The following is a 24,811-nucleotide window of genomic DNA, read 5'->3' on the forward strand; positions in this document are numbered from 1 at the left end:
ATGCAGGCAACCGAGCTTTTACCTCGCTTATTCAGGTCTGAATATTCCAAAATGACGGCAGTATTGTGCCGTCATTTTGGCTTGGAACATATGGAAATCGCCGAAGACATTGTAAGCGAGACCTTTCTAAAAGCGGCAGAAGCGTGGCCTTCGAGCGGTATTCCTGCAAATCCTACTGCTTGGCTTTATACAGTAGCCAAAAACAAAACGAAAGACCACTTGAAGCGCTTGGCTTTGTTCGAAACAAAAGTTAAAAACAGCATCGAGCCCACAGCGACATGGATTGATGAACAGTTTGAGTTTACGGCACAAAGCATCGCCGATGGGCAATTAGCCATGATTTTTGCAGTTTGCAATACAGCTAATTCCACTGATTTACAGATTTGTTTGGCCCTTCAAGTACTTTGTGGCTTTAGCCTGCAAGAAATTGCCGATGCTTTTTTGACCAATACCGAAACCATAAAAAAACGCTTGTTCAGGGCGAAGCAAAAATTGAGGGTCAACAATTTTCAAATTGAGCTGTTGTCCGAAAAAACGATACAAGCTAAGCTCGACGTAGTGCTCAGTACACTCTATCTTCTATTTAACGAAGGCTATTTTTCGAAATCAAATAATCAGTTGATCCGTAAAGAGTTATGTGCAGAAGCGATACGGTTGGTATTGGTTTTATTAGAAAACCCATCGACGAACACAACCAAAGCAAACGCCTTGTTGGCCCTAATGTGTTTTCAGAGTTCAAGGTTTGATGCCCGATTAAACCAATTTGGAGAAATTGTTTTGTTTGAAGAGCAAGATAAAGGCCTATGGGATCAAAACCTGATGGATAAAGGCAATTACTATTTGGTAAATGCCTGCTCGGGCAGCGAGCTTTATGGCTATCATCTTCAAGCTGCCATTGCTTACTGGCATACTGTTGCAGATCCTAACAAATGGCAACATATTTTATCGCTCTACAATGAGCTGATTTTGTTAGCATATACACCCGCTACCGCACTCAACAGAACGTTTGCCTTTGCAAAAGTTCATGGCAAGGAACTGGCATTGCAGGAGGCAGAAAAATTGAACCTTGACGAAATTGGCCATTATAATGCACTTTTAGGCTATTTATATGAAGAGTTCCAAGTAAGCAAAGCGATAGCTTATTACCAAAAAGCTATTAGGCTCAGCAAATCTAAAACAGAAAAAGAAACGCTAGGAAAAGCCATTGATAAATTGATAAGTCAGTAGCTCAAAAAACAATTGTAAGGCAAATAATTTCATTTTTCTAACATTATAATCTTTCAGCTAATTTTTTTAGCAAATTTAGTTGATTTTTATTTTCTTGTTTACTAAATTTGTTAGTATCATGAAAAGAGCCGGCACAGCAGATTTACCTTTGCATCATGGTTTTGTCCCCTTATGGCTGGCAGAACGTATGGCAAAATTGGGCCGTGCCATTGTCGAAGAAATTCTTGCCAGTAGAGGAAAAAACGAGCTTTTGAGCCGTTTGAGCGATCCTTTTTGGTTTCAGAGTTTAGGTGCAGTAATGGGTATGGACTGGCATTCATCGGGCATTACTACCTCGGTAATGGGCGCACTTAAAAGGAGTATCAATCCCAATGCTAAAGAATTTGGGCTTTACATTTGTGGTGGCAAAGGCAAGCAATCTAAGCAAGCTCCTGTTCAGCTCTTGAAGTATGCCGAACTGAATGGCTTAGACGGCAATCAGTTGGTGCAATCAAGCAAGTTGAGTGCAAAAGTAGACAATACAGCTGTTCAAGACGGTTTTCAGCTCTATCAGCATCATTTTGTAATCAGCAACGAAGGCAATTGGACGGTTATTCAGCAAGGCATGAGCAATGCGAGCGCCACTGCCCGCCGTTACCACTGGCATTCTCCATCAATACAATCATTTACTGAAGAACCGCACACTTTTATCTATGGACAGAACTGCGGCCAAATCTTAAACCTGACGGATAAAAAAGCACAGCCCTTAAAACAAGCTATGCTGAACGTAGCTACAGAATCGCCGGTTAAGATGCTCGCAGAAATTAACCAGATTAAAAAACTGGTGATGCCTAATCATCACGAAGTGCGAGCCGAAAACATTGATATGAAACGTTTAGGTGCGGTATTGTGGCTGGCGCAAGAAAAAAACGTCACTAATTTTGAAGAACTGTTGTTGCTCGAAGGTTTGGGTCCAAGAACCTTACAGTCTTTGGCGCTGGTAAGCGAGGTAATTTATGGCAGTCCATCCAGGTTTAAAGACCCGGCAAGATTCTCGTTTGCGCACGGCGGAAAAGATGGCCACCCCTTCCCTGTTCCCACCAAAGTTTATGATGAAACCATTGCCACTTTGCAAACGGCTATCCATAAATCAAAGCTTGGAAATTCAGATAAGCTAAACGCCATCCAATCCTTATCTAAAATAGCTGCAAAAGTGGAAGAAGATTTTGTGCCCAATGGCAATTTTGAAGAGCTCATTGCTAAAGAACGTGCCGATTCGTGGAAATATGGCGGCAGGACGGTATTTGGCAAAGCAAAACCTCCAGTATCAACCCAATTAGCTTTATTCTGATGATTGATTACAATAACCTGAGCATTCCCGAAGCAATTGCCTTGCAAAAGGAAATGAGAAAAGACCTGCGATTTGAAATTCCAGACGACCAGCCTATCCATACCATTGCTGGAGCCGACATTTCCTACAATAAAGACAGCAACCTGTTTTATGCAGCTATTGTGATATTAAGCTATCCTCAAATGACTTTGAAGGCTTATTCTTTGGCAACGGGCATCAGTAATTTTCCTTACATCCCAGGTTTTTTAGGCCTTAGAGAAGTGCCTACCCTGCTTAAGGCATGGGAACAATTGCAAATGAAGCCAGATGTAGTGGTTTTAGATGGACAAGGCATATTGCATCCGCGAAGAATGGGGATTGCTTCTCATTTTGGTGTAATGACGCATCACCCCACCATCGGTTGCGCCAAGAACTCACTTTACGGCAAATACAAAGAACCAAGTGGCTTGAAATTTTCTTTTAGCGAAATGCACGAAGAATCTACATTGTTAGGCTACGCCTTGCGTACAAAGGATAATAATAAACCCGTCTACATTTCTCCGGGCTATGGCCTAAGCTTACCTAAAAGCCTATTGATCATGAAGAAATGCATTGGCAAATACCGAATTCCAGAACCTACCAGAATAGCCCACGAGATTGTGAACGAGTTTAGAATCGGCAAGCTAAAGGCAGGTTTTAAGTTTGTGGAACAAATTCCTGAACTATTTTGAACTGAATACAACAAATAAACTATTTTTACGACATGCTAGAAGAAAAATCACCCCTCCCAGTCAAATCGTCTGCACTTACCTTTATTTTCATTACTTTATTAATAGATTTCATCGGATTTGGCATTATTATTCCTGTTTTGCCTGGCTTGATTGAAGGATTAACCGGCAAGGGATTAAGCGTGGCGGCAGAGTATGGTGGCTATTTATTGTTGGCCTATTCTTTGGCACAATTTATATTTTCTCCCATCATTGGAGGTTTGAGCGATAGGTATGGACGTAGGCCTATTTTATTAATGTCATTGTTCGGATTGGGGGTAGATTACCTCTTTCTTTCTTTCGCGCCAACTATTTTTTGGTTGTTTATAGGAAGAATAATTGCAGGAATTACTGGTGCTAGTTTTACTACAGCTATGGCTTATATTGCTGATATTTCAACTCCAGAGAAGAAAGCGCAGAATTTCGGAATGGTTGGCGTAGCTTTTGGCATTGGCTTTATTATTGGTCCAGTAATTGGCGGCCTTGTAAGTACTTTTGGATTGCGGGTTCCTTTTATGGTATCAGCGGGTTTAGCCTTAATCAACTGTTTATATGGCTATTTTATTCTGCCCGAATCTCTTTCGAAAAACAAAAGAAGGGCTTTTTCGTGGTTGAGGTCAAATCCGCTAGGTTCCCTGCTTAATATTTCAAAGTATCCCACCATTATTGGATTAGTGGGTTCATTGTTGTTGCTTTATATTGCCAGTCACTCTGTTCAAACCAATTGGGGCTATTATGTCATAGAAAAATTCAAATGGGATTCGAAAATGATCGGTATTTCTTTAGGTGTTGTTGGCGTGGCCATTGCAGTGGTACAGGGAGGATTGATCAGGATTATTATTCCAAAAATCGGCAATAAAAACGCTATTATTTATAGCTTAATTCTTTATATCATTGGTTTTGCTTGTTTCGCATTTGCCTCAAACGGATTAATGATGATGCTGTTTATTTTGCCTTATTGCCTGGCAGGCATTGGCGGACCTGCTATGCAGACCATTATTTCTAATCAGGTTGCCGACAATGCGCAAGGCGAAGTACAAGGAATAATTACGGCAATGCAGAGTTTAGCGGCTATTATTGGTCCTTGGATAGTTACTCATATTTTTGCTTATTTTATTGCAGATGGTACGCCAGCCTATTTTCCAGGTGCACCATTTATTTTTAGTGCTTTCATCACCTTAATCGGATTGTTCATCGCCATAGCCGCGCTTAGAAAACATCATTAACGGCTTAGTATGTTTGCCATTAAAAAAATAGAAGCAATCAAAGCTGAAATCTTGTCTAGTCAACGAGAAGCCAGGAATTTTCCGAAAACACTCGGTTTTTCTTTTCCGGAATTTTACGAAGAGCTGGTCGTTCGGATCCAAACCACTGAGCTGTCTTCTGAATGTATGTTGTTTGATAGTGTGCAGGCCTATAACGAAACCAGGGAATATTCAATACCATCATACTGGACTAGCGATAGTGATGAGGCAACGATTGCTAAATTTTGGATTTTTGCACAGAACGGCCAAGGTGATCTTTGGCTGTTTAATAGAGCTAACAACGTTTACTTCTACGATCACAACCTACAAGAAATGTGCCCAAGCAATTTTATAGATCTCGGTATCAGCTTCGAGCAATGGCTTCAATATGCGATGCTCAATAAACAGTTGGATGAGGTTTATGATGCCGAACCTGAATTAAGCGATGAAATAAAAACCGATTATAAAGCCAAATTGAAAGTGATCAGCGATAAATTGTTAAACAACTATCCATTCGATATTTAAAGCAGTTCGTTTGCCAAATTCGCTAATTCGCTCCGCTCCCCTTTTTGCAGGGTAATGTGCGCATAGAGCGGATGTTTTTTGGCATTCTCGATGAGGTAAGATAAGCCGTTGCTCTCCGAATCAAGGTAAGGTGTATCAATTTGATAGATGTCACCTGTAAAAACGATCTTGGTATGCTCTCCCGCTCGCGAAATAATGGTTTTGATTTCGTGAGGAGTTAAGTTCTGTGCTTCGTCTATAATAAAGAAGATTTTGGTAATGGTTCGGCCACGAATAAAGGCCAATGGCGCAATTTCGATCTTTTCGGTGCGGATCAGTTCATCTATCTTGGCCAGCATCTTGTCATCGCCGTTAAACTGTTCCTTGATAAATTTCAGGTTGTCCCATATCGGCGCCATGTAGGGATCTACTTTTGCCTTTACATCGCCTGGCAAAAAGCCAATGTCCTTATTGCTGAGTGGTACAATAGGCCTTGTAATGTAAATCTGCCTAAAATCCTTGCGTTGCTCTAGGGCACTTGCCAAAGCCAGCAAAGTTTTGCCTGTTCCCGCATTCCCTTGTATAGTGACTAATTTAATGGCTGGATTTAAGAGCGCATCAATGGCGAAGGACTGTTCTGCATTGCGGGGAGAAATATTAAAAATTGGCTCTTGGTTAACCAAACGCAATGTTTTATCTGCTGCGCTATAAAAAGCGATTACATTTCTCTTCTTGTTTTTTAAGCTGTAAAAATGATTAGAATCCTTGTAGGGAAGTTCCAGTTCGGTGGCCTCAACAACGCCGTTCTTCTTGAGCTCATCCAATAATTCAACAGGTATATCCTTGAGTTCTGTTTTACCACTGTAAAGCTCATCTGCATTTTTGATTTTCCCCGTTTCGTAATCTTCGGCATGGAGATTCAATGATTTTGCCTTTAAGCGAAGGCAGATGTCTTTAGAAACCAAAATAACCTTGTTCTTCGGATATTCTTCCTGTAGTGCCAGAGCCGTATTTAAGATCCTATGGTCGAATTTCCCTTCGCCAAACAGCTTTTCGGCATCAATGCTTTTTGGACTTTCGTTCAGCACTACCTTAAACTTGCCCAAACTGTTCTTGCGCAAGGAGAACCATTCGTTAATGAGGTGTTTTTTGGAAGCCAGGTCAATTAACCTGATAAAATTGCGGGCTTCAAAATTGCGGGTATCATTACCGCTTTTAAAGTTGTCGAGCTCTTCTAAAACCAGCACCGGAACGGCCACATCGTGTTCCTGAAAATTGTTAACGGCATCATGGTCATATAAAATAACCGAAGTGTCTAGCACAAATATCTTTTTAGACGGACTGGAATCTGATTTACTCTTCGTGGACATACAGTAAATTTAAGCTTTATCAAGTTAATTTCTAAGTAAGAAAGCTATAAATTACATTAAATCGTTGATGAATAAGTCTAGCATTTAACGGTCTTTATTAGGAAAGCACAGCCAGCATTTCATTTTAACGGTAGTCCCGCTATCCTTCCTGCCGATTTACGTCGGCATCCATCCTATCGGGTTTAGGGAACAATGGCCTCTGCGCCTATCTTCCATGAAAGTTATTGTAAAGAAAAAATCCTTCTAAAAGCAAAACGGAGACCTGCCTCTTTCGATTTAGATCTCCGTTTTAACCTTAAAGCTAACCGTAGTTACCTGTAAGGCATCAACTGATGTACTTGACCTTGTTCGTTACCGTCTGCTTTCTTGCGAAACCATCCGTTCGTCTCCAAATTCTTGCAATGTTGCTTTACTCCGTAAAATGCCACAACCTGCAATCATGTTTAATACGAGCTGCTCAAATAAATATGGGTCATGCGACCTAAGCGCCTTGTTAAACCCATCTGTTCTTTCAAATGATCTGGTTTGTAATTTGCTTTATTCTTTATAAAAATGCCGTCGTAAGACTTTATTTGTTATAAACTGATTCCTGTCTTGCAACGTTCTTCAGATTTGAATTCGCTTTTTGAATGTTCCCAAAATCTCAGTGTTAACTTCGTTTTTGTTTTGGATCATCCTTATTAAACTGTCAAAGTACTCCGTGTTTGATATGATCTAAGTTAGTGTTGGAAGCAATGCTTGTCAAGAAAAAACGATTTATTTTCTTAACAAGTTATAAACCTTTAAAAATGAGTTTCTTAACATGTGCTTTTGACAGAAAAGCAGGTTTCTATGCAGTATTCGCTTTATTGCTGAAAATCAGAGAGTTTTATTAACATTTATAATTTGCCTGCTTTTAAACAAATGGCTTGAAACCTGACATTTTTTCCAAACTGGATTCTGCCTATTTTTAAGAAATCTCAGAAAAGTATTGGAATTTTATGGTTCAACATACCTAGTCTTTATCGCTAAATCCATAAATTTGTTACATGCTCCAGCAACCCGTTAGAAATATCCAAGATTTTTTGCTCAGTACCTATTTTGCAGACGGTTTGCGGATTACTTTCGGCGTGCTTTGCCCCTCGTTGATCCTGGCGCAATTCGGCATGCTGCAATATGGCATGACCTTATCCCTGGGTGCCCTTTGTATCAGCGTAGTTGATTCGCCTGGCCCCATTGTGCACCGCAGAAATGCCATGCTCATTACTACCGTGCTCTTATTTGTGATTTCTATCGTTGTGGGGCTAACCAATAAGAGCGTTTATTTTACGGGCACTTTATTGGTGATCTGCAGCTTTGTTTTCTCCATGTTCTTTTTATATGGTACCCGGGCAGCTTCTATTGGCACCTCGGTACTTTTAATCATGGTATTGAGCATTGACGATATTAGGCCTTGGCAGGAAGTGATTTTTTATGCTATGCTCGTTTTTGCCGGAAGCATTTGGTACACTTTGCTGAGCTATTTCATGTACCGCATCCGCCCCTATCGCTTGGTACAGCAGACCCTAAGCGATTCGATATTGGAGGTGGGCGAGTTTTTAAGGGCAAAAGCCAAGTTCTATCATGAAAATACCGATTATGAGAAGAACTATGCTTCATTGCTTCAGCTACAGGTAGATGTGCACGAGAAGCAGGAAGAAGTACGGGAAGTGCTTTTTAAAACACGTGAATTTGTAAGGGAATCAACGCCAGAAGGAAGGTTTCTGCTATTGGTTTTTGTAGATATGGTTGATCTTTTTGAGCAGGTAATGTCTACTTATTACAATTACAAACAATTGCATGAGCAATTTGATTCGGCTGGAATCCTGCCACAGTATGAAAGCGTAATCAATAAAATTGCCACTTCTTTAGATGAAATCGCCTTTGCCTTAAAAAGTGGCGGTACGCCTTCCCTAGCCTATCATTTGGTAGAGGATGTGGCCAAGCTCAAGGCAGAAATCACCGAACTCGAAAGCAACAGCGAACAAAAATACAATACGCTTGGCCTCATTGCCTTAAAAAACATTGAGGTGAATATTGAAAATATAGTAGGCCGGGTAAAAACGATTAACAGCTATTTTAACAAGAGCGAAAAGAAAAAACTCGCCAAGCGAGAAATAGACATAGAAAAATTTGTAACCCGCCAGAGTTTTGATGCCAAGCTGCTGTTAGACAACCTCACTTTTAGCTCTTCTACCTTTCGGCATTCGTTGCGCGTGGCCATCGTAATGCTCATTGGTTTCGTCGTGGCCAAAAGCCTCGATTTTGCGCATAGTTACTGGATTTTGCTTACCATCTTGGTCATTTCAAAACCAGGCTTTAGCTTAACAAAAGAGCGTAATTACCAACGTTTAATAGGTACCGTGGTAGGTGCTTTCATCGGGATGGGCGTTTTGGTGTACATCCACGACAAGAATACGCTTTTTGTCATCTTGTTGATCTGCATGATCGGTTGTTATAGTTTCCAGCGCAAAAACTATGTAGTGAGCGTATTGTTCATGACTCCCTACATCCTCATCCTGTTTGATTTCCTAGGCATGGGAAGTTTATCTATCGCCAGAGAACGGATTTACGATACTTTAATAGGCTCGGGCATTGCCCTTTTGGCTAGCTACTCTTTATTCCCCAATTGGGAGCACGAAAAGCTAAAGGAAGCCATGATTGAAATTATAGAGGCGAATACCAAATATTTTGAACAGGTTACCTTGCTTTATTTTGAAGAAAACCCTAACCTCACCAATTATAAGGTAGCCAGAAAAGGCGTTTATGTAAGTACTTCCAACTTGTCGTCTTTGTTTCAGCGGATGTTCTCTGAACCTAAAAGCAAGCAATTATACATCAAGGAACTGCATCAGTTTACAGTGCTGAACCATTTGCTGTCCTCCTACATTGCTACCTTATCCCTATACAACAAGGAGCATGATTTTGTATATCTTAATTACGAAGAGTTAAGGCCAATGGTTGATAATACGGTTTATTTGCTCAATCATTCGGCCACTAACCTCAAAACACATAAAGACGAACCTAGCAATGTGCCTTTAATTAGGCGTAAACATGAAGAAGAATTGCCACATGAAAGCCAAACCATGATTATTGAGGAGCAATTCGACTTGATCCAAAAGGTAGCCTACGATATTTTTAAACTGAGCGAAAAGCTGAAGATCTAAATAATATTGTAATTGTTGACGTTAGCATCAACTAGAAACATTCATTTCAAACAAGTTCCAGTCGATTTTGTTAATTAGGTCTATTAGTTAGCAATATTATGGAAAAATTATATACAGCATCTGTTACGGCTATTGGTGGTAGAGATGGACATATCAAATCAAGCGACGGCATTTTGGATTTTGACCTCAGAAAGCCAAAAGAATTAGGCGGACAAGGTGGTGCCAGTAATCCAGAACAGCTTTTTGCGGCTGCTTGGGGCGCTTGCTATTTAGGTGCCTTAGGTAGTGTTGCCGAGCGTGAAGGTGTTGATGTGAGCGAAGCGCATATCAATGTGCATGTATCCTTTAACAAAGATGGAAATGCCTTTGTGCTTTCAGCTGATTTGGATGTACACGTCCCAGGCATCAGTCACGAAGAAGCACAGGCATTGGCCGAAAAAGCGCATCGCGCCTGCCCTTATTCAAAGGCAACAAAAGGCAATATCGAAACCAGGGTAACGGCAGTTTAGTTAAAGCTCAAGTTCCAATACCTGATTTTTTTCTCGCCATAAGACATACAGGGTCTTTTTATAGATCCTTAATTTGCCGTGGATATAATTGGTAATGATATCGGCATCGCTAATGTAATCTGGCGATAGGTAATGGAGTATGCCCTTTTCTGTAGATACAAATAAGGTTCCATCGCTGTCTATGGCTATGCCGTCTATTTTGAGGTCTATTTTAATGACTTCTCTTGAAATTTTTGGCCCATAATAAACGATGGTATTGCCAACGGCCATCACCAAATCTGTTGCTGTGGTGGCCATATCATTAATCGCTATTTCGCTTTCAAAAAAGAGCTGTAGTTCCTTGCCATCGTATTTCCAAACTTTCCAAAACTTATCCTGCCTACCAAGGATATAGATCAAGTTTTTGTTGACGCATTTAATGTTGTAGCTTCCTGTGGGTAAATTAATTAAGCTAACAATAGCACTTTTTCCTGCCGATTCTTTGAGCATCAACAATGATTTCCTGTTTTCTTTTTCGGCGATGAGATAGATGGCGGTATCTTTAGGCAAGTAATCGATGGCGTGAATGATACTTTTAGTCGAAGGGCTTAGGAACCATTTGTTCCAACCAGCGATGTAGAGGCCACCAGCTAATGGCAAAATTGATATACCTGGATCAATCACCGTAAAGTTATGGATGGCATGGCCAACTTTAGGAAACAGATTTTGGTCAAAAGGTTTATTCACATTGATCAGTTCCTTTACTTCTATATCTTGGCCAAAGGCCTTTAAACCAAGGGTTAAAGCCAATAAAACAAATAGGCTCTTGAGTTTAATTATTGCCATAACATGATTTTAAAATCTTCGAGCATACTTTTCTTTTTGAATGCGTATTGACGCACCAATCCTATTGTTTTTTTAGGTAGGCTTTGCCAAAACTCCTTATCCATGGCTTCGGTTTCGGCAATGTTATCGCTCCCAACTGCATCTGCCAATTTACTAATGTGCCCTATTGTCTCTTTATGGTATTCGGTTAAGGTTATGGCATCGTATTTCTTTATTTCGCTTCTCGCTTGATCAAACACATCGTAATATTTTTTAAGTATCGGATCTTTACTTGCAAAATCTTCGAAATAGTTTTTAGCCATTTGTATCATTTCATCTTTGACAAATTTTTTGATCTGATCTTTATAGGTTTTTTGTTTTTCTTCCTTTTTTCCATCAATTCTGTCTTTTTGCTCTTTTAGTGCTTTTTCTCTGGCCTCCTCTTCTTCTTCAATTGATGGCTTAATACCAAAGATGCGGCCCACATTTTCGACCTCGAAATCTGTCCAATTCTTGATTAGTTTCTCTCCTTTCCCTTGTAAGTATTTGCCAAAGCTTTGCACATGAGGCGATGATTTTACTTTTTCGAAAGCTGCTTCGGCCAAAGTTCGGCTATTGGTATTTTTTACTACATCTTTCGCATCGTATTTATAGGCATCTACCGGAACATCATCCAAGGTGCTATTGGCTCGATGTTGGTCTAGTTTTGATTGGGTATTTGCATTATTGTCTGCTACTTCATTATTCATATTAGCTTGATTGTTAGCCAATAAATTATCTTTTTGTTGTTGAAGCAGTCGCTGGCGTTCCAATTCTGCCAAAGCTTGCTGTGCAGCCTGGGCCTGTTGCTTTTGCTTATCGTTTTCAATAGCCTTGGCATCGGCAACGGCCAATTGTTGCTGCTTTTGTTGGGCCTGCTTGTTGGCGTTCAGGTATTCGGCATTGATGCGTTCGCAGTCTAACCTTTTCCCATCTACATTGTTTTCGGCCTGACTTATTTTGGTATTATATTCCTGTTCTTTTTTGGCGATCTGTTCTGGCGTGGCCGCGATGACCTTCCGACCGCTTTTTGCACCAGCAGCAATATGGCTCTGAAAGTCGATGCGATCCTGTTTTTCTACCTCTGTTTTGCTGCGTTTGCAATCGCTACAGAACAAGCCCTGCCTATATTCTTCCAACGAAGTTTTTTTATCCTGCCTCAGCGCCAACATTTTCTGTGTTAATGCTGCTTTTTCCGCATTGCAATCGTCGAACCTTTTCTGGTAGCTTGCCCTGTCTACTTCTTGTGCCGAAACGAGTGCGGGCAACAACAAACCTATAAAAAACAGCTTTCTCATAACGACATGTATTTGGTAGCGGTTGTTCTTAGGTTGGCAATTTCGTTTTTGAGGCGCTGGTTATCGCCTTTGAGCTTTTCGGCCTTGTCGTCTTTTACACTGGCGGATACTTTACCGAAAAGATTGGTAGCTGCCCCCAATAAGGCCCCTGTTTGGCTGCCCTGTACCGCGCTGTCGTTCATTAATTTGCTTCCTAGCGCAGAAACATTCTGCATATTGCCAGAGCCTCCTATCAACCGTTCGATTTCACTATTGTTGTATTCGTATATTTTCTGCAGGTTATCGGCCATTTCATTGGCGATCATGTTTAAGCGTGCTCTGGCTTTCTTTTGGGCCTGTTTAGCGATGGCATCTTTTGCTTCCGTATCACTGATCTGTACATAAATGGTATAAGCCTTATTTTGCGTTGAGGTAGTAGAATAATCGGTATAATCGGCATACTGTTTGCGTTTATACGGCGAAACATAGGTTTTCTCATTTTTGATATCATCGTAGATCTCGGCTATTTTGAGCAAACAGGTCAATGATTTTCCGGTACCGGTAAACTCTGGGTTATCGGTAACTGCACGATAGGATTTTTCGGCCAGTCCATAATCCTGGTTCACCTCGAAGAACCTGCCGAGTTCGAAAAAGGCATTGGGATCGTTTTTATCGCAAGCCGCATACAACGTTCTAAACTGTGGCCTCGATTTATAAGGCAATGGAAAACTGGTAAAATTGAGGCCAAAATCTACATCAAAATAATTGATCTTCGCCTGTGGCAGATGCCTGCGCAGGTTAATTAAAGACTGCCCATTAACGGGCGAGTTTTGAAGATTAAGGTAGTTTAGCGAAGTGAGCTGTCCTGCGGTAATGCGAATATCCTTGATGTTGTTGGCGCTTAAATTCAAGGTCCTGAGGCTGGGCAGGGTAAAAAGCTCGGCTGGGACTGCGGTTAAATTGCTATTGCTAAAATCAATGGTTTCCAATCGTTTCAACTGTCCTATCTCTACAGGAATTTGATTGAGTTTTAATCCAGCAATAGTCAGCACCTTTAATCTTTGGCATTGCAAGATGGCTAAAGGAAATTCAGTCAGCCTTTTGGTATTGACTTCGGCATTGGTAATAACGGCAGGCCTCACATAGCTAAGGTACAGCTCGTACAATAATTTAAGTTCGCCAAAATCTTTCGGGAATTTTAAAAATGTTGCTGGAATGGTTAAAACCCGAAGCTTGTTCAAACGACCGATAGAATCGGGCAAGGTGGTGATTTTGGTTAGGTCGAGGTTCAGTTCTTCCAATTGGGAAAGATTGTAAAAGGAAGTTGGAATCTCTTTTATTGGGTTATTGTTGAGCTTGAGGTTTTTCAGGCTTTTATAACCGCTTAGCTTTTCTAGGGACCTGATATCGTTCTCACCCAGATTTAGCTTGGTGAGTGCCGGTAATTGCCCTAACGTAGCCGGAATTTGGTCTAGCCTATTGTTTTGAAGCCAGATCGTTTCAATAGCGCTTGTGCTCGGATCATAGCCTTTTTCAAATGCGCAGCTAGAGATTTGGTTATTGGCCAAATTCAGTTCGGTTAATTTACTTAGTTGCAACAGCTGAACAGGAAATCTGCCAAACCTATTTCCGTTAAGCGAAATAAAGGTTATGCCCGATTGCTTGGCTTTGGCGAGTTCTTCGTCGCTGAATTTGATGCTTGACAATCCGGTACTGTCTAACAACAGGTATTTGAGTGCCGGAAGCTCGAGCAATTCTGTTGGAAACTTCTTTAATGGATTGTTTTTGAGGTTGATCAATACTACATTTTGAAACTTCTTGATCTCAGCTGGAAGTACTTTCAGCAACTGTTTGCTCAAATCGAGGTATTCAACGCGTTCGGCCATGGGCAAAGCTTTAGCTACAGAAGTAAAGCGCTCTTTTTGCTCGTAATCTAAATAGCTGGGAGGCCTGTTTACCACAACTGGTTCGGGTTCTGGAATTGGTTCATCTTCCTCTTCTGGCTCCACAGATTTAACTGCCGGCTTAACAGTTGTCGTTTTTTTCTTGGTCGATTTGGTTTTCGAGCCCGTAGTTTTGGCCGGCTTCTTTTTGTTACTTTGTTGGGCGTAAATGGGTTGTCCTACCAAACAAAGAAGAAAGAAAAACACAAGTATAAATAGCGAAAAAGTGGCTTTAAGAAAGTGATTTGCTGTTTTCATGATGGAGCGTCAATTAATTATGATGAACCAAATTAGGAAATGCAACAGCTGCAGCGAAATCGAATGTGCAAAATACTTAAAAGTAGGTATGCCCAAAAACGGCTTGAAAACAAGTTAATTAGCATAAAAAAGCCGGTGCATTTGCAACCGGCTTTGATAATATTTGAGCTTATTGGTCTATTGATCCCACCAAACTTTTCCTACTAATTTATCGCCTCCCGGCACGGCAGCTGATGCCACTTTGTAGTTGGCAGCATTAGATACCCCCTCGAACAGAGGATAAGGGAAACGACGTGGAATTGAGCCGCCAGTATTGGTATTTGGATAAACGATTGGCACCAATGCCGGAAAACCGGTTCTTCTCCAGTTCGACCAGGTTTCATAAAAATCGAGCATGGTAATGGTATGCGCCCAATATTGGGTAGAAATCATTTCTAATCCATTGGCCGCTACATAAGGATGTGCTGTTAAATAATTGGCCGCATCGCCTGCGCTTATAGTCAGTGCAGCATCATACTGCGACAAGAAAGTCATGGCCGCTGTTACGCCAGCATTGTAGTGTGTAGCCGCAGGGCCATTAATGCCATAGCGTTGTGCTGCTTCTGCCCACATTAACTCTGTTTCTGCATAAGTAAGGATAAAGGTATTTCCTTCTTCCTTAAGCATACCAGGATGTGGCGACGAGTAATCAATAAAAGCGGTAAACGTAGGGTCTTGACGAACATCTCTACCGGCAATGCCACTCAGATCCTTTCCATTTGGCATTCCTTTTTGGTTAGCAGGTGTAGCATCGAAATTCGGATTTTGCCCTTTAATGCTTTTATCGGCATCGGTTAAGTACAATTTCGTTACGGCTATTTTGCCCAAGCGAGGGTCTGCATTGGCTTTAAGGTAATTGATGAAAGTATTGCTCCATCTTACGTAAAAGTTCTCCTGTCCACCATCTCCCAATAATACTTGGCTGTTTCTGTTTTTTGTTACGCGGGCACCTGAGGCATCATGACGAATGATCGCATTGTCATCATTACTAGTCATGGTTTTGCCAATCGCCTTATTGATATAGCTTTGGGCCAAAGTAGCATCAGCTTTGCTTAAGCGCATGGCTGCACGCAACATCAGGCTGTAGCCAAAGCGTTTCCATTTGTTGATGTCGCCACCATAAATCAAATCGCCTCCCAAACCGCCACTAGTAGTTAATGCGGCAGTGGCTTCATCAAGCTCTTTTAAAATATCGGTGTAGATGGCTTTTTGGCTATCGTATTTTGGATACAGATTGCTGGTGTAGAAACCAAGGCCTGCTTCAAAATAAGGCACATCACCATACAAATCTGTCAAGCGCTCAAAAATTAAGGCTTTCCAGATCCTGCCCACTTGGTGAACGTTGTTGCGTTCAGGTTTTCCTTTGGTCGATTCTACCAAATCTGCGATGTATTTCACCTGATCCGGATAGGCTTTTTCCCAATAAGCAGCAGTATAGCCTTCGTTGAGCATGTATTTATCGCCAGCCCAATAGCTGATCACCGATGAAAAGCCTTGCATCATGGTAGAAGCATAGATTAGGTTGCCCCTCCATGTTTCGTAGGCAAAATCTACGCTGCCGGTATAATTTAATTGTGCGGTTGATAATAGGTAATTAGGGTCGTATTTATCTTGTCCAACCGAAACTGGGTCGGTATTGATCTCTTGGAAGTCTTTGGTACAGCTTGATGCTAAGGCTAATCCAAATACTGAAAGTACTATATATGATTTTCTGATCGTTTTCATTTTCAATTTTTTTAAAGGATTATAACTTAACACTTAAATTTAGGCCATAGGTACGTACCGGCGGTACACCACCCAGCTCTAAGCCTGGGAAAGTGGCATTGTAACTTGATTCGGGATCGATATTGTCTGTTTTCTTCATCAAGATAAACAGGTTACGACCCACAAAACTCAGGTTTAAGCCTTTAATTTTATTATTGAACATTTTGGCAGGGAAATTATAGCCCAAGGTTAACTGTCTGAATTTGATGAAACTGGCATCTTGTACAAACTGTTTAGAAACGTTGTTGGCATAGGTGCTGTAATAATTGGCTGCGCCTACACCCAAGGCATCACGATTCTCCAAGGTAGCTTTGTGCAAACCAAAAACGTATCCATAGTAATCGGTGGCTGCGAAGATCTTTCCGCCCCATTTGCCATCGATTAAGAAAGACAGGTTAAACGATTTGTAATTGAACTCGTTGTTCCAACCCGCTGTATATTTGCTGATGGCCGAGCCATAATCTTTTAAATCTCCCCTTTCTGGAACACCATTGGCATCTTTAACAATGTTGCCACTGGCATCATATTTAAAATCGTAGGCCATAATCTGGTTCATCGCCTTGCCTTCTAAATGTTGTACAAAGCCCACATTGCTCCTTGAAGTGGCAATAAGATAAGAGGCTACGCCAGGTGCCAATTTCAACACTTTATTGTCGTTATAAGAAGCGTTTACAGTAGATGTCCAGTTGAAGTCCTTGCTTTTGAGCACTACGCCACTCAACAATACCTCAACACCTTTGTTTTGCAATTCGCCAATATTTAGTACTGCGCCACTATATCCGGTTGTGGTAGAGGTTGGTACCGGTAAAATCTCATCTTTCGATTTTTTATTGTACCAAGTCAAGTCGAGGCTAATACGGTCGCCCAAAAAGCGCATCTCCGTACCAATTTCCAATTCTCTTGCTTTTGATCCCTTTAAGGCTGAATTCGGAATAGATGGATTAACAATATTACCTATAGGTTTGCCATTGATGGTTTCGCTACGTAAATTATAGTAAAGCTGGGTTTGGAACGGATTGGTAGCCTGACCCACAACGGCATAACCAGCTCTTAATTTACCAAAGCTTAAGAATGATGGTTTCCACAATTCAGAAAATACAAAAGATCCACTTACCGAAGGGTAAAATACGCTCAGTTTATTGTCTTTGCCTGGAGCAGCCAACGTAGAGAACCAATCGGTACGGCCACTTCCTGTTAAGTATAATACATCTTTATAGGCAAGTTCCAAGGTGCCATAAATAGATTGCACTTCTTGGTCTGATGCGGTAAGGCCTAAGGCTTTTGTTTTGGTGTTGGTTAATGTATGTACTCCAAAAACGGCAAACTCGCCGCCTTGGTTGGTAATTTGGGTAGCTTTGGTACGTCTTAAGCTGGCACCTATATTTGGTGTAATCGATATTTCATCAATTTTAAAGCTCTTGCCCACCAAACCGTCTATATTCAAGTCGGTAAATTTGGTGTTTTGCTCAGTAATCCCTCCGGCATCGTTATAAGCTGTTCCAGATGGAGTTACCGAAGTATAGACGTCGTTATAAGCATCTCTTCCTGCCCTAGCCTGTAAAAACAAGCCATTTTCAAAAGTATAGCGGGCATTGAAAGAGCTGATCAGTCTTTCTCTTTTGGTATTGTGTACAAAGTTGTAGGCTGCGAACCAAGGATTGGTTGCATAGGTATTGCTGGTGTTGTAAGACAGCTCTCTCCCATCGGCCTTAGTGCCTGGTTTCAAGCTTCTAATATCAACACTGGTTGGTAAAAACGTGGCATTATAGTTGGCATTACCGGCACCGTCTGACACCATGGGCCTATTTTTGGCCTGTTCTAAAATATAGTTGAAACGCGCATCAATGGTTAGGTTTTTAATGGCATCTACCGTACCTGCAAGCGTAAAGTTCTGTCTGTTTAAACCCGAGTTTGGTACCACAGAATTATTGTCGAGACTACTGGCCGATACACGCATTACGCCACCTTCAAAAGATTTGTTGAAAGCAATGTTGTTTGTCCAGCTTCCTCCGGTTCTGTAAAAATTCTCTACATTGTTTTTCTGCGCAGAATAAGGTCTGCTTACACCATCAAACTGGATTACACTAGAACCGTCTAATTTGGCACCCCAGCTCGATCCGCCAGTAGTTCCAGCATCTAATTGCGTACCAGGTTTAACGCCGTTGGCTCCCTGACCGTATACATACTGCCAGTCGGTACGATCCATTACCTGCTCGGCTACATAGTTGCTGCTGAATTCGATATTATTTCCTTTACCGGTTTTGGTGGTAATCAAAATAACACCTGCTTTTGCACGAGATCCGTACAATGCCGATGCGGCCGCACCCTTCAGTACCGAAATACTTTCAATATCGTCAGGATTTAAATTGCTGATTGCATCACCTAAATCTGGAGCATTATCGTATTGTCCGCCAGAATTACCCACTGAATTCAAGTTGTTCAAGCCAACTGGGGCACTTTCCATGGGTACGCCATTAATCACGTACAATGGCTGCGTAGCCTGGCCTATACTCGAAACACCTCTGATAATTACACTTGAGGCCGATCCGGCACCGCCAGAGGTAGAGCTGACATTGAGACCGGCTACTTTGCCAACCAATGAGTTAACCACATTGTTTTCTCTGGCTTGTGTTAAGGTTTCTCCCCCTATTTGAGTTACCGAATAACCCAATGCCCTACGTTCTTTTTTAATACCCAATGCGGTAACTACCACCTCGGCCAACTGTTTGGTGTCTTCAGCCAAAACTACATCAACCACGGTTTGTGTACCCACGGCAACTTCCTTGGTTTGAAATCCGGCATAGGAAATAACCAGCGTTGCATTTTCAGGTACGTTTAAAGTGAATTTTCCATTCACGTCTGTAGAAACACCTGTTGATGTGCCCTTTACTCTTACCGAAGCCCCGGGCAAGGCCCCGCCATTGGCATCTTTTACCGTCCCGGTGATGGGCTGGTCTTTACTTCTGCTGATGATAATCAAGCCTCCGGCAGAAATAGAATACTTCAAATTCGTTTTGCCTAATACCGTAGCCAATACATCCGTTACCGGAGTGTTGGTTACCGTAATACTGATCATCCTGTTCACGGGAACATAAGACGAGCTGTACACAAAGTGATAATTGCTTTGCTGCTCGATGATCTGTAAGACCTTGGCCAATTTTGTTTTCTTTACATCGAGTGTTATTTTCTCTTGCGAGAACACCGATGCAGAAACATTAAGGCAAGTAATGAAAACCAATATACAGGTTAATTTCATTAGCATAATGAATTTTAGGAGCGTTTTGTAACGAGAACGCTCTTGCGGTAAGTAATAAATAATCATATTTTTGTTTTTTTTGGTTGCATAAGTTTTTGGCAGCGATCTGTTTCCGCATAAACTGCCATCGATTTGATCAAAAAGAATATTAAAGGGCGGTGCTCCAACACCGTCCTTTTTCTATTCTTATTTAGAGATGATTACCTGGTGTCCTTTTATTTCATATTTAAAATATTCTACTTTTTGTAAAGCCTCTAAAGCCTGATCTAGCGTTTCTTGACTAAACGTTGCCGTAAAGCGGTATTTTTCTACCTCAGGACTTTTAAATTTGATCTCTATATTGTACCATTTTTCAAGTACCGCCTTGATTTCATCAAAATCCTGATCATAAATTTCGATCCGATTTTGGGTCCAGGCCGTTTCTACTATGGTACTGTCTTTAATTAAGGTGTAGTGGTTAATGGTGATTTCTGGCCTTGGTGCTACAGGTTTTAAAGGTTTGGCTTTGTCTTGCGCAGGAAGCGTTTTGTACACGGTTACCTTTTGGCTAGGCTTTAAAGTAATGATGCCACCTTGACCATTGAGCGCTTCCATATTAATCAAACCACGAATTAAGGTAGCTTCAGAACTGATCTCATCAGGATAGGCTTTTACATTGAATGCGGTACCTAGTACATTGATGTTAAAATCTGTGGTATATACCTTAAAGGGCTTGTTTTTATTGTGCACCACATCAAAATAGGCTTCACCCTTTAATACAACTTCGCGGTTTTTGTCATTAAAATCAGCTTTTATAGCCAATGAGCTTTTGGCATTGAGCAATACCGTAGTACCATCTGGCAGGGTTATTTTTTTTCGTTCGCCACTGCATGTGGTAAAAACCTTGGCTGTTGCAGCTTCCTTTTTGAAAGAACTCGCAGTGGGCTTGACATAGAAATACGTGGCTCCTACAATCAATATAATGGCAGCAGCTACCTTTAACCAAAGCAGGTTTTTAAGCTTAACTGTTTTTATTTCAGAAGCAATGCTTGTTGCCAATGCCTCGGCCTGCAGGTTTAATGGGCGCTTGTTGCCGCTCAGAATTACATAAAGCCTTTTGGCTTCTGCAATAGTTTGGGCTTGCGCTGGATGGGCGTCGATATACTTCTCCCAATATTCGATGCAAAGCTGGTCGGTTCCGGCACAATATTGCTGGAATGTACTGTCTACCAAAAAATCTTCTGCATCGAATTGACTTCTATCAATCATCGTTATCGTCTTTACCTAACAGTGCCAAGAAGTTGCTTTTTTTCCTAAGAAAAAATTAACTTTTTTTTAACATTGGAAAAAATTGAGGGAAAAACGCGATTTTTTCTAAGCTTTGAGCTCTTTCCTTAAGATTTTAAGGGCGTCGTAAATGGTATTGTAGGCGGTTTTAACGGTTTGGTTGCTTTGTTGCGCGATGTCTTCATAGCTTAAACCATCAAAAAATTTGAGATGGATGAGCTGTTTTTGCTTAAAGGTTAATTTGGCCAGTGCATTTTTAAGCTGATATCGAACGAGTTCGTCGGCCTGCACCTTTACAATAAATTCCTCATAACTCATTTCCATCCAATCTCCATCTTCGCCGGCATTGAAAAGCGCATCATTGATTTTGCGTTTGCGCTCCATAATGCGCAACAATTTTCGTTTCAAGAAAGTACGCAGGTAAGCTTCTACGTTATCTACACGGTTAAGGGTCTCATGTTTTTCCCAAATGGTCGTAAAAACCAAATCGGTGGCCTCGCCAGACATATCTGCATCGGCACATACCCGAATTCCGAAATTAACCAAAGGATAATAAAGTTCTTTGTATAAATCGAAAAAGGCATCTCTATCACCAGAACGTAGCCGTTCCCATAAAAGATGATGCGCTAATTTGTTATCCATCGAGTTTGGTTAGTTAACGCAATATTAACTAAAATCAACAAGAATATTACAAGAAAAATAGGCGATCTCGAATTGGCTCAAAATCAATATTATACAAAAAAAGCCAGTACGAAACTGGCCCTTTTTAACTTGATTTGTAAAGTTATTGAACTTCTTATAGGTTTAAGCAAATACTTCTTGCTTTTGGGTATTGTCTGGTCGGCCGTTTTTAAAGGCTTCGCGCGTTTTTAGTCCCAACAACTCGAACATGGCCATGTCGTCAACAAAGGCAGGGTTCGGCGTAGTTAATAATTTATCTCCAGCGAAAATCGAGTTTGCACCAGCCATAAAGCAGAAAGCCTGCTCCAATGTGCTCATTTCATTTCTTCCGGCAGATAGGCGTACTACAGACTTAGGCATCACGATACGCGCAGTGGCAATCATCCTCACCATATCCCAAATCGGAACACGTGGCTGATCTTCCAATGGTGTTCCTTTTACCGGAACCAAGGCATTAACCGGCACCGATTCTGGGTGCTTCTCCATATTGGCCAAAGTTTGCAACATGGCAATGCGATCGCCAGTAGTTTCACCTAAACCAATAATACCACCGCTACACACGGTTAATTTGGCTTTACGAACGTTTTTAATCGTATTTAAACGATCATCATATGTTCTGGTAGAGATAATGCGTTTATAATCTTCTTCAGAGGTATCGAGGTTATGGTTATAGGCATAAAGACCAGCATCAGCCAAGCGCTGTGCCTGGTTTTCGGTGAGCATACCCAAGGTACAGCAAACCTCCATATCCATGTCGTTTACGGCTTTCACCATTTCAATTACGCGGTCGAAATCGCGGTTGTCTCTTACTTCGCGCCAAGCTGCACCCATACATAAGCGCGAGGCCCCTCCTTCTTTTGCCTTTACTGCCGCTGTAACCACATCGGTTAATTTCATCAAGGCGTGTACATCTACGCCGGTATTGTATCTGGCTGCCTGGGGACAATAGGAACAATCTTCTGCACAGCCTCCGGTTTTGATAGAAATGAGCGAACTGATCTGCACTTCTGAATAGTCTTTATTCTGACGATGAACGCTTGCCGCTTCGAAAACCAAGTCTAAAAAAGGTTTGTTATAAATTTCAGCTATTTCTTCTTTCGTCCAGTCGTGTCTTAATCCTTGCATATATTGGTAATATTTAGAGTAATAATTTGCTTGCTAATCCTAATAAAAGTAAAAATCCGAAAACATCGGTAAAAGTGGTAATAATTATTGAAGAGGCAATGGCCGGGTCGATGCCAACGCGCTTTAAAATTAAGGGAATACTTGAGCCTGTAATGCCTGCAATGACCAGGTTACCCGTCATGGCCAAGAAAATAACGAGACCCAACATCAAATTGGAATCAAAGAAATAGGCAAAAGCCAATACAATCAATCCATTGACGGCACCATTGATCAAACCAACGGTAAATTCTTTTAGAACAGTTCTGTAAGCCTGATTATCTGTAAGGTCGTACAGTGAAATACGACGAACCGTTACCGCAAGTGCTTGCGTAGCCGCGTTGCCGCCCATCCCTGCAATAATGGTCATGTAGGCTGCTAATATGGTTAAATGGGCGGTTACATTTTCATAATTGCGAACCACCGCAGAAGCCAAAAATGCCGTACCCAAATTGATAATGAGCCATGGCAAACGCGATTTTACCGCTTCGATCCAGTTACCGCTCAGTTCCTCGTCTTCAGATACACCAGAAATCTTTAAGATGTCTTCTGTATTTTCATCTTCCAAAACATCGATCACGTCATCGAAGGTTACGCGGCCCAGAAGCTTCATGTTGTCGTCGACCACTGGAACACTCGTTAGGTTATACTGCGAAATGAGCCTGGCTACTTCTTCCTGATCGGTTTCTGCCTTTACGTAAACGGCGTTGACATTGATCATTTCGGTAACTTTGGCATTGCCCTTAGCCTTAATGATGTCTTTTAAAGAAACGATGCCTTTAAAGGTATTATCGTCGTCGACTACGTTTACGGTGTAGAATTCTTCCATTTCTTCGCTCTGGCGAATAATCTCGTCAATGGCGTCTTTCTTGGTCAGATTGAGGTTGATGCGGATCACCTGGGTGTTCATCAAACCACCCGCAGTTTCCTCGTCGTAGCTTAATAAGGTTCTGATGCTGGAAGCATCGTGTTCGCTGAGGTCTCCGAGGATCTCCTTTTGCTCATGTTCCTCTAACTGCGAAATGATATCGGTCGCATCGTCATAGTCGAGCTCTTCAACAATTTCGGTCCTTTTTTCGGGATGCAGCTGTAATAAAAGCTCTTCCGGGTGCGACTCCTCATGCATCTCTGCAATAACCTCAGAAGCGGTTTCGACGTCGAGCAAATTGATGATCCGTTGACGGTCTTCCTTGCCGATGCTCTCAAATAAAATGGCGATTTCAGACGCATGATATTCCCCTAGCGTAGCTTTAAGTAGTTCGTTATCACCACTTATCGCCTGCTTTAGTTTGGAAACGTCGGTTTTGTCCAGCTCAAATGATTGCATACGTTGGCTAAAGATAGAAATAATTTACGGCTACAAAATTAACTTAACGCATTTAGAATGGGTATAGAGAGATTTTTAACATCTGGCTGATGATTGTTAAACGTTGGAATTTGTAAGATTGAAAGGTTTGTCTTGTCATTTAGGTAGCGAAGACAATGTACGTACTTCTACAATTGCATTGCCTGCTTAATGACTTGATTAACCCTGGTCCTATCCTCTTCGTCGTTTTTGATATTTCTTTCGGAATGGTTACGCTTGCAGCTGATCCCTAGTTGAGGATCATCAATAAACATTTCGGCTTCATCTGTTGAAAAAGTGGTATGGTTAAACAAATATCTTGCAAGAATTGGGGAATGCGCTTTCTCAAAAGGCAATGCTGCTAATCGATTTTCTATGGTAGTCAATATTTCTTTTTTCTTTGCCATCGATCCTACTACCAAAGGCAATAAGAGGAAAAATAATAAATCCGAATTTTCCCTATTTTCAACTATGGCCGTAAATTCTTCCCAGCTTAACAATGATAGGTGGAAATGCCCGCCACTATTCCCTAAAAAGGTTTCATTGAAAAAATAGATGGTTTCGTTTGGGTGAAACTCGACAAATAAAGTAACCGTTTCATTAACGCCGACTTCTAGCACAGTACCATTCCAAGCACTTGGGTCTAAATCGTCTTCATCTCCGCTCAATTCTTTATGCCAAGCATTTGTTGGCATTTCGTAATGAGCTGCCAAGAACTCATCCAGCATTGTTTCTGTTTCCTCGTCTGACGCAAAGGGAAAGTCTAACAACAAGGTGATGCAGAAATCGAGGTTGTTTAGGGAAAGGTTCATAGAAAAGGGCTAATTACAAAACTTTAAATTTATCGAAAGAGATGGCTTCGC

Annotated in this window: 18 protein-coding genes; 7 read left to right on the forward strand and 11 right to left on the reverse strand. The window is 41.3% G+C overall.

Annotated features, from left to right (window positions below; all coding sequences use genetic code 11):
* The 5 genes from AC570H_RS06385 to AC570H_RS06405 all read left to right on the forward strand — a co-directional run bounded on the left by AC570H_RS06385 (position 1) and on the right by AC570H_RS06405 (position 5,072).
* Positions 1-1,227 (forward strand): RNA polymerase sigma factor, encoded by a 1,227-nt coding sequence (locus AC570H_RS06385; RefSeq protein WP_497352866.1) that lies wholly within the window; start codon positions 1-3, stop codon positions 1,225-1,227.
* A 118-nt stretch (positions 1,228-1,345) separates the two neighbouring features.
* Positions 1,346-2,557 carry a DUF763 domain-containing protein gene (locus AC570H_RS06390; protein ID WP_497352868.1) on the forward strand — a complete coding sequence of 404 codons (1,212 nt, stop codon included), beginning with the start codon at positions 1,346-1,348 and terminating at the stop codon, positions 2,555-2,557.
* Positions 2,557-3,267 (forward strand): endonuclease V, encoded by a 711-nt coding sequence (locus AC570H_RS06395; protein WP_497352870.1) that lies wholly within the window; start codon positions 2,557-2,559, stop codon positions 3,265-3,267. The genes AC570H_RS06390 and AC570H_RS06395 overlap by 1 nt, the downstream gene beginning before the upstream one ends.
* A gap of 32 nt (positions 3,268-3,299) precedes the next feature.
* Positions 3,300-4,529 carry a TCR/Tet family MFS transporter gene (locus tag AC570H_RS06400; RefSeq protein ID WP_497352872.1) on the forward strand — a complete coding sequence of 410 codons (1,230 nt, stop codon included), beginning with the start codon at positions 3,300-3,302 and terminating at the stop codon, positions 4,527-4,529.
* A 9-nt stretch (positions 4,530-4,538) separates the two neighbouring features.
* Positions 4,539-5,072, forward strand: coding sequence for a hypothetical protein (locus AC570H_RS06405; protein ID WP_497352874.1), 534 nt, complete (start codon positions 4,539-4,541; stop codon positions 5,070-5,072).
* On the opposite strand, the gene AC570H_RS06410 is transcribed toward AC570H_RS06405, so the two are convergent.
* Complete coding sequence (locus AC570H_RS06410) at positions 5,069-6,421, reverse strand: PhoH family protein (RefSeq protein ID WP_497352876.1); 1,353 nt, start codon at positions 6,419-6,421, stop codon at positions 5,069-5,071. The two genes, AC570H_RS06405 and AC570H_RS06410, sit on opposite strands and share 4 nt — an antisense overlap.
* 1,028 nt (positions 6,422-7,449) lie before the next feature.
* Here AC570H_RS06410 and AC570H_RS06415 point away from each other — a divergent pair.
* Positions 7,450-9,606: an FUSC family protein gene (locus AC570H_RS06415; protein WP_497352878.1), complete on the forward strand. Its 2,157-nt coding sequence runs from the start codon at positions 7,450-7,452 to the stop codon at positions 9,604-9,606.
* 98 nt (positions 9,607-9,704) lie between these two features.
* The gene (locus tag AC570H_RS06420; protein ID WP_497352880.1) at positions 9,705-10,115 is read left to right on the forward strand and encodes an organic hydroperoxide resistance protein; all 411 of its coding nucleotides are present in this window, start codon (positions 9,705-9,707) and stop codon (positions 10,113-10,115) included.
* Here AC570H_RS06420 and AC570H_RS06425 read toward each other — a convergent pair whose 3' ends face one another.
* The 10 genes from AC570H_RS06425 to AC570H_RS06470 all read right to left on the reverse strand — a co-directional run bounded on the left by AC570H_RS06425 (position 10,116) and on the right by AC570H_RS06470 (position 24,760).
* Positions 10,116-10,940 carry a hypothetical protein gene (locus AC570H_RS06425; protein ID WP_497352881.1) on the reverse strand — a complete coding sequence of 275 codons (825 nt, stop codon included), beginning with the start codon at positions 10,938-10,940 and terminating at the stop codon, positions 10,116-10,118.
* Positions 10,931-12,256, reverse strand: a complete 1,326-nt coding sequence (locus AC570H_RS06430) for a hypothetical protein (protein ID WP_497352883.1) — start codon at positions 12,254-12,256, stop codon at positions 10,931-10,933. The genes AC570H_RS06425 and AC570H_RS06430 overlap by 10 nt, the downstream gene beginning before the upstream one ends.
* Positions 12,253-14,436 carry a leucine-rich repeat domain-containing protein gene (locus AC570H_RS06435; protein ID WP_497352885.1) on the reverse strand — a complete coding sequence of 728 codons (2,184 nt, stop codon included), beginning with the start codon at positions 14,434-14,436 and terminating at the stop codon, positions 12,253-12,255. Before AC570H_RS06435 ends, AC570H_RS06430 begins: the two co-directional genes overlap by 4 nt.
* Positions 14,437-14,613: 177 nt before the next feature.
* The gene (locus tag AC570H_RS06440; RefSeq protein WP_497352887.1) at positions 14,614-16,200 is read right to left on the reverse strand and encodes a SusD/RagB family nutrient-binding outer membrane lipoprotein; all 1,587 of its coding nucleotides are present in this window, start codon (positions 16,198-16,200) and stop codon (positions 14,614-14,616) included.
* A 19-nt stretch (positions 16,201-16,219) separates the two neighbouring features.
* Complete coding sequence (locus AC570H_RS06445) at positions 16,220-19,495, reverse strand: SusC/RagA family TonB-linked outer membrane protein (protein WP_497352889.1); 3,276 nt, start codon at positions 19,493-19,495, stop codon at positions 16,220-16,222.
* Positions 19,496-19,681: 186 nt separating this feature from the next.
* Positions 19,682-20,743: a FecR family protein gene (locus tag AC570H_RS06450; protein WP_497352891.1), complete on the reverse strand. Its 1,062-nt coding sequence runs from the start codon at positions 20,741-20,743 to the stop codon at positions 19,682-19,684.
* A 105-nt stretch (positions 20,744-20,848) separates the two neighbouring features.
* Positions 20,849-21,403 carry an RNA polymerase sigma factor gene (locus AC570H_RS06455; protein WP_497352893.1) on the reverse strand — a complete coding sequence of 185 codons (555 nt, stop codon included), beginning with the start codon at positions 21,401-21,403 and terminating at the stop codon, positions 20,849-20,851.
* 162 nt (positions 21,404-21,565) lie between these two features.
* Positions 21,566-22,567, reverse strand: coding sequence for a biotin synthase BioB (gene bioB, locus AC570H_RS06460; RefSeq protein WP_497352895.1), 1,002 nt, complete (start codon positions 22,565-22,567; stop codon positions 21,566-21,568).
* A gap of 13 nt (positions 22,568-22,580) precedes the next feature.
* Positions 22,581-23,930 carry a magnesium transporter gene (gene mgtE, locus AC570H_RS06465; RefSeq protein ID WP_497352897.1) on the reverse strand — a complete coding sequence of 450 codons (1,350 nt, stop codon included), beginning with the start codon at positions 23,928-23,930 and terminating at the stop codon, positions 22,581-22,583.
* A gap of 167 nt (positions 23,931-24,097) precedes the next feature.
* The gene (locus AC570H_RS06470) at positions 24,098-24,760 is read right to left on the reverse strand and encodes an Imm19 family immunity protein (RefSeq protein WP_497352899.1); all 663 of its coding nucleotides are present in this window, start codon (positions 24,758-24,760) and stop codon (positions 24,098-24,100) included.
* Between the last annotated feature and the right edge of the window lie 51 nt (positions 24,761-24,811).

Source organism: Pedobacter sp. B4419, assembly GCF_059693725.1.